Source organism: Thalassobacter sp., from assembly GCF_982993085.1.
This window is the reverse complement of sequence record NZ_CEZFMW010000156.1, coordinates 1-6,191: the sequence shown is the minus strand read 5'-3', so window position 1 is coordinate 6,191 and position 6,191 is coordinate 1. Positions and strand designations below refer to the sequence as shown.

The 6,191-nt window shown below is 57.9% G+C and carries 7 protein-coding genes; 6 read left to right on the top strand and 1 reads right to left on the bottom strand.

What is annotated here, in order from left to right; all coding sequences use genetic code 11:
* Together AC4GMC_RS16785 and AC4GMC_RS16780 are read left to right on the top strand one after the other, a co-directional pair.
* The coding region (locus AC4GMC_RS16785; protein WP_487879540.1) for a hypothetical protein at window positions 1-206 on the top strand (206 nt) is incomplete at its 5' end.
* A 142-nt stretch (window positions 207-348) separates the two neighbouring features.
* Window positions 349-969, top strand: a complete 621-nt coding sequence (locus tag AC4GMC_RS16780; protein WP_487876932.1) for a TetR/AcrR family transcriptional regulator — start codon at window positions 349-351, stop codon at window positions 967-969.
* Window positions 970-1,002: 33 nt separating this feature from the next.
* On the opposite strand, the gene AC4GMC_RS16775 is transcribed toward AC4GMC_RS16780, so the two are convergent.
* A complete protein-coding gene (locus AC4GMC_RS16775; RefSeq protein ID WP_487876933.1) occupies window positions 1,003-2,115 on the bottom strand; it encodes an S-(hydroxymethyl)glutathione dehydrogenase/class III alcohol dehydrogenase in 1,113 nt (370 codons plus the stop codon).
* A 172-nt stretch (window positions 2,116-2,287) separates the two neighbouring features.
* Between AC4GMC_RS16775 and rimP the strand changes: the two genes are divergently transcribed.
* The 4 genes from rimP to AC4GMC_RS16755 all read left to right on the top strand — a co-directional run.
* On the top strand, window positions 2,288-2,860 hold the full coding sequence (gene rimP / locus AC4GMC_RS16770; protein WP_487876934.1) for a ribosome maturation factor RimP: 573 nt from the start codon (window positions 2,288-2,290) through the stop codon (window positions 2,858-2,860).
* Between the two features lie 3 nt (window positions 2,861-2,863).
* Window positions 2,864-4,492 (top strand): transcription termination factor NusA, encoded by a 1,629-nt coding sequence (gene nusA, locus AC4GMC_RS16765; RefSeq protein WP_487876935.1) that lies wholly within the window; start codon window positions 2,864-2,866, stop codon window positions 4,490-4,492.
* A gap of 18 nt (window positions 4,493-4,510) precedes the next feature.
* Window positions 4,511-5,158, top strand: coding sequence for an RNA-binding protein (locus AC4GMC_RS16760; protein ID WP_487876936.1), 648 nt, complete (start codon window positions 4,511-4,513; stop codon window positions 5,156-5,158).
* A partial coding sequence (locus AC4GMC_RS16755; protein WP_490391477.1) for a translation initiation factor IF-2 N-terminal domain-containing protein occupies window positions 5,155-6,191 on the top strand: 1,037 nt, incomplete at its 3' end. The genes AC4GMC_RS16760 and AC4GMC_RS16755, both read left to right, overlap by 4 nt.

The window sequence follows — 6,191 nt, the reverse complement described above, 5'->3', positions numbered from 1 at the left end:
ATTGCACGCGAAAGGTCATTCATATGAAACTCCTCCCCCTCCTGATTGCTCTCTCCCTTGGGCTTGCCGCCGTCGCTCCCGCGGTGCAGGCCTCGACCTTGATCGGCATGGCTTGGGACACGCCACTTGTTTTCCCCCAACAAGATAGCGCCCCCGTCGTTAAATCCGGCCGGACCGGACAGACACCCCAACCTGCTGGCAAATAGCCAACTTTCAAGGTCGCCCAGAGGCATCCAGAGGTAACGCTCTGGGTGCCTCTTTTTCGTATTGCTTGCCTTTCCACTGGCGAGTGCTTGCTTGAAGTGAACCGCGTCGTTTACAATCAATCTCACGCAGAGGGAGAGACCGATGGAAGTAGAGAGCCTGATCAAGCGCGGCCGTAAATTCGATCAGGTCATCGAAGGCGCATCGCGTGTGTTCATGGCCGAAGGGTTTGAAGGCGCAAGCGTCGACACCATCGCCCGCGAAGCTGGTGTATCAAAGGCCACGCTCTATAGCTATTTCCCCGATAAGAAGCTTCTGTTCATCGAAGTCGCCCAGCGTGAGATCACGCGCCAGGCCAGCCTGATTGCAGAAATCGACCATAATGGCCTCAGCGCCCGCGAGGTTTTGACCCAAATCGGAACTAACCTAGCGACGCTTCTATTGTCGAAGTTTGGGATCAGCGTGTACCGCGTTGTGATCGCCGAAGCCGGCCGTTTCCCGGAAATCGGGCAACAGTTCTATTGCCAAGGCCCCTGCGTGACCGTCGAACGCATGATGGCGTTTTTCAAACACGCAGAGGATCGGGGTGAGCTAAAGGTCGAAGATCCGCACCTTGCTGCCCACCAATTCGCCGAACTGTGCAAGGCAGACTGCTTTTTTGAGGTACTTTTGGGGATCAAGCCGAGCGTTTCAGCCGAGGATATCAAGCGGGTCGTCGACAGCGCGGTTGAAATGTTTCTGACGCGCTACGGCACAGCCGCTTAGAATAGGGGCGAGATCGCGCCCGCCCCTAACCATTCAGTAAACCACGACCGAGCGGATGCTTTCGCCCGCGTGCATCAGGTCAAACCCTTTGTTGATGTCATTCAAGCCCATTGTGTGGGTGATCATTGGGTCGATCTCAATTTTGCCGTCCATGTACCAATCCACGATCTGAGGCACATCCGTCCGCCCACGCGCGCCACCAAAGGCGGTGCCGCGCCAAACGCGTCCGGTTACAAGCTGGAATGGCCGTGTTGAGATTTCGGCCCCTGCGGGTGCCACGCCGATAATAACGCTCTCGCCCCAGCCTTTGTGTGCGGACTCAAGCGCCGTACGCATCACGTTCACATTGCCTGTCGCGTCAAAGGTGTAATCCGCCCCACCCTTCGTGAGGTTCACAAGGTAAGGGACCAAATCGCCCTCAACCTCATTGGGATTCACAAAGTCGGTCATACCAAACCGCGTCGCCATCTCGACCTTGGATGGGTTCAAATCGACGCCCACGATTTGATCAGCCCCGGCAAGCCGCAGCCCTTGGATCACGTTCAGACCAATGCCACCCAGCCCAAAAACAATCGCGCGCGAGCCGATTTCAACCTTGGCCGTGTTGATCACCGCACCAATGCCCGTGGTCACACCACAACCAATGTAGCAAATTTTGTCGAATGGCGCGTCAGGGCGCACTTTTGCCAACGCGATTTCGGGTAAAACCGTGTGGTTCGCAAAAGTCGAGCAACCCATATAGTGCAGGATCGGATCCCCATCCAATGTCGAGAACCGTGAGGTCCCGTCAGGCATCAGCCCCGCGCCTTGAGTGGAACGAATCGACTGGCACAGGTTGGTTTTGGGATTGAGGCAATACTCACACTCCCGACATTCGGGCGTATACAGCGGGATCACGTGGTCGCCCGGCTTTAGTGAGGTCACACCGGGGCCGACCTCTAGCACAACGCCCGCGCCCTCATGGCCCAAGATCGCGGGAAACAGCCCCTCTGGGTCCGCGCCCGACAGAGTAAATTCGTCCGTATGACAAATACCTGTGGCTTTGATCTCGACCAAAACCTCGCCGGCTTTGGGGCCTTCAAGGTTCACATCCATGATCTCTAGGGGTTTGCCCGCGGCAATGGCCACGGCGGCTTTGGTGCGCATAATCTGTCCTCCCGATTTGCGGGAACCTTCTGTCAAATCGCGGTCCAATGCAATTGTCTTGCATCAGGGGCATCCTTCCCCTATATCCACCTTCAACAGCGGCGCGCCCCTGGCGCCCACCGGAATATGCAGCGGGCCGCTTGGCTCGCTTTTTTTGTTTTGAGGACCCTTTTTGTCTGAACTAATCGCCAAAACCGCAATGGATGTCCGGCTTGCTGACATCGTCACCCCTGTCATCGAAGACATGGGGTTTGAACTGGTGCGCCTGCGGCTGATGTCGGGCAAAACGCCGATCCTGCAAATCATGGCCGAAAAGCCCGAAGGCGGGATAGAGGTCGACGACTGCGCCCAGATTTCTACCGCAGTCAGTGCGATCATGGATGTCGAAGACCCGATTGTGGATGAGTACACCCTTGAAGTATCCAGCCCCGGGATCGACCGCCCCCTGACACGGCTCAAGGACTTTGATGCCTGGAACGGCTATGTCGCCAAGATCGAGACCACCGAGATGATCGATGGTCAGCGCCGCTTTAAGGGCACGATCGCCGGCACAGAAGGCGATGAAGTCCTATTGGAAATCGAACAAGGGACCATTGGTCTCAAGTTCGAGTGGCTCTCGGACGCCAAACTGGTGCTGACCGATGAGCTGATCCGTGATGTTCTGCGCGCCCGCAAAGATGCAGGCGCAATTGATGAAACCCAATTCGATGATGTTGAAACCGTCCTAGACGACGAGGAGTCCTGAGACATGGCCATTACCTCCGCCAACCAGCTGGAACTGCTGCAAACCGCTGACGCCGTTGCCCGCGAGAAGATGATCGACCCCGGCCTTGTGATTGAGGCCATGGAAGAAAGCCTCGCCCGGGCGGCCAAGTCCCGCTACGGCGCAGAGATGGATATCCGCGTCAGCATCGACCGCAAAACGGGCCGAGCGACCTTTACGCGCGTACGTACGGTTGTCGAAGACGACGCCGTGGAAAACATGCAGGCCGAGCTGACCGTCAAAGAAGCCCGCGTCTACAAAGAAGACCCGCAGGTTGGCGACATGCTGATCGACGAAGTGCCCCCCGTTGAAATGGGCCGCATCGCGGCACAATCCGCCAAACAGGTTATCCTGCAAAAGGTGCGCGAAGCTGAGCGGGATCGTCAGTACGAAGAGTTCAAAGATCGTGCCGGCACAATCATCAACGGTCTGGTCAAGCGCGAAGAATATGGCAACGTCATCGTCGATATCGGCGCAGGCGAAGCTGTGCTACGCCGCAATGAGAAAATCGGCCGCGAAAGCTATCGCCCGAATGACCGTATCCGCGTCTTTATCAAAGATGTGCGCCGCGAACCTCGGGGCCCGCAGATCTTCCTTAGCCGGACCGCGCCAGAATTCATGGCCGAACTGTTCAAGATGGAAGTGCCCGAGATTTATGACGGCATCATCGAAATCAAAGCTGTTGCCCGTGACCCCGGTTCGCGCGCCAAGATCGCCGTGATTTCCTATGATAACTCGATTGATCCCGTGGGTGCCTGTGTTGGTATGCGTGGTAGCCGCGTACAGGCCGTCGTAAACGAGCTTCAGGGCGAGAAAATCGACATCATCCCATGGAATGAAGACGCGCCCACGTTCCTCGTGAACGCGCTTCAGCCTGCTGAGGTGTCCAAGGTTGTTCTGGACGAAGAAGCCGAGCGTATCGAAGTCGTGGTCCCTGATGAGCAACTGTCGCTCGCGATTGGCCGCCGTGGTCAGAACGTGCGTCTTGCATCGCAGCTGACCGGCCTAGACATCGACATCCTCACCGAGGCCGAAGAATCCGAGCGTCGTCAAAAAGAGTTTGCACAACGCACTCAGCTCTTCATGGATACCCTCGATCTGGACGAATTCTTTGCCCAGCTTCTTGTGGCCGAAGGCTTCACCTCGCTGGAAGAGGTCGCCTACGTCGAGCAAGACGAACTGCTGAGCATTGATGGCGTGGACGAGTCCACAGCAGATGAGCTTCAAGCCCGTGCCCGTGACTTCCTCGAAGCACAAAACAAAAAAGCCATGGAGCGCGCGACAGAGCTGGGCATCGAAGACAGCCTCGTGAACTTCGAAGGTCTGACACCCCAAATGCTTGAAGCTTTGGCTGAGGACGGCGTCAAGAACCTTGAAGAATTCGCGACCTGTGCTGACTGGGAACTCGCTGGTGGTTGGACAACCATCGAAGGCCAACGCGTGAAGGACGACGGCCTGCTAGAAAAATTCGACGTGAGCCTCGAAGAAGCCCGCGACATGGTCATGACAGCCCGCGTAATGCTGGGTTGGATCGACCCCGAAGATGCTGCCGCTGACCCCGATGCCGAAGGCGCGGGTGATGAGGCACAAGCCGACGAGGAGGCCGAGGTCTAATGGCCTCGGATTTCGCGCTTGGGCCGAGGTGGCAAAGCTAAATCACGCGACGTTCAAGAACGTCGCTGCATCGCAACAGGAGAAGTGCGCCCAACGTCGCGCATGATCCGTTTCGTCGCTGGCCCTGACGGATCAGTTGTTCCCGACTTAGCAGGACGACTGCCGGGCCGGGGCATTTGGGTTTCGTCCGACCGCAGTGCGGTGGAACTGGCCGTTAAGAAAAAGCTATTTTCGCGTGCGGCAAAGACACAGCTGACAATCCCCGAAGGGATAGTCGACCGCATCGAGACGGGCCTTTTGCGCCGGGTGCAAGACAGTCTTGCCCTTGCACGCAAGGCAAGTCAGGCAATCACGGGTTATGAAAAAGTCCGCGGTTGGCTTGAACTGGAACGCGCCCGTGTGCTGATGCAAGCCCGCGACGGTTCAGAGCGCGGCAAGACCAAACTAAAGGCCCCCATTCAAAAGCCGGGCGGCCCCGATACATTCATTGGCCACCTCTCAGCCGAAGAGCTGGGACTGGCATTCGGACGCGACAGAGTCATCCACGCAGCCCTAAGCGCTGGTGGACTCAGCAAACGTGTTGTAGAGGAAGCCGCAAGGCTTCAAAGCATCCGCAAGGATATCGGCGGGAATGGGTCCGCCGGGAAGGAACAGACAGACGCATGAGCGATCAAGACGGTAAAAAACCCCTCGGACTTTCTGGTGGCGCACGTAGCGGCCAAGTGAAGCAAAGCTTTGCTCGCGGACGCACCAAAAGCGTCGTCGTCGAGACGAAGCGTAAACGTGTTATGGTACCAAAGGCTGGCAATGCCGGCACCAATGCCACTGCCCCCACAGTCCCCACGGCAACTGATGCCGAAATGGACCGCCGGCTAAAGGCGCTGCAAGCAGCCAAAGCCCGTGAAGCGGACGAGGCCGAGCGCCGCGCCCGCGAAGAGCAAGAGCGCGCCGAAGAGCGTCAGCGCCGCCGCGATGAGGCCGAGGCCAAAGAGCGTGCAGAGCGTGAGCGTGAAGAAGCTATTAAGCAACGCGAAGAAGACGAAAAGCGCCGCAAAGAAGAAGAAGCAGCCGCCGACGCCAAGCGTTCCGCAGAAGCAAAAGCCGCACCTGCTGCAACCGCAGCCCCTGCGCCCGCCAAGGAAGGTCGCCCTGCGCCCTCCGGCCCGCGCACCGAAATGCCGCCTCGCCGCAAAGAAGAAGACCGTGGCGACAAGCGTGCCAAAACTGCCGCCGACGATCGCCGTCGCTCCGGTAAGCTGACCGTAAACCAAGCCCTGACTGGTGGCGAAGGCGGACGTCAACGTTCCATGGCCGCGATGAAGCGCAAGCAAGAGCGTCAGCGTCAAAAGGCGATGGGCGGCTCGGTTGAGCGTGAAAAGATCGTACGCGAAGTTCAGTTGCCTGAGGCGATTGTCGTCTCGGAACTGGCCAACCGTATGGCAGAGCGTGTCGCAGCCGTTGTCAAATCGCTGATGAACGCTGGTATCATGGCCACCCAAAACCAAGTGATCGACGCAGATACTGCGGAGCTGATCATCGAAGAGTTTGGCCACAAAGTTGTGCGCGTGTCCGATGCCGACGTTGAGGACGTGATCCAGACAGTTGACGACAAAGACGAAGACCTTACGTCCCGTCCGCCCGTCATCACCATCATGGGCCACGTTGACCACGGTAAAACATCCCTTCTGGATGCGATCCG